This is a genomic window from Paenibacillus sp. 598K (genome assembly GCF_003851045.1).
Lineage (GTDB): Bacteria > Bacillota > Bacilli > Paenibacillales > Paenibacillaceae > Paenibacillus_D.
Genome location: NZ_BFBX01000169.1, coordinates 18,370 through 18,659 on the forward strand (window position 1 = coordinate 18,370; position 290 = coordinate 18,659).

Here is a 290-nt window from a genome sequence, read left to right on the forward strand (position 1 = left end):
GCGTCTCGCCGATCGCGCCCGGCTGCAGCTGCGCCTGGCCGACGGAAGCGTCGGCGAGATGGTCTTGGCCGATCGCCCCTGGCTGTACATGCTCAGCCTGCACAGATTGATCAGCCAGCTTCGCGGAGGTTACGCTGCCGTCCGCCAGCTTCTCCGAGACGACCGCTGCGTCTGCGAGCTTGTCGGTAGATACACTCTCCGGCGACAGCTTCAAGGCGCTGACGACATGATCCGCCAGATGGCGGGTGAATACCGTGCCCGAGCCGAGATGACGTTCCGTGACGCTGCCC

General features: G+C 65.5%; 1 pseudogene. It reads right to left on the minus strand.

The annotated features are described in order from the left end of the window. Window positions 1–290: pseudogene (locus PA598K_RS36780) on the minus strand (hypothetical protein); the annotation flags it as partial.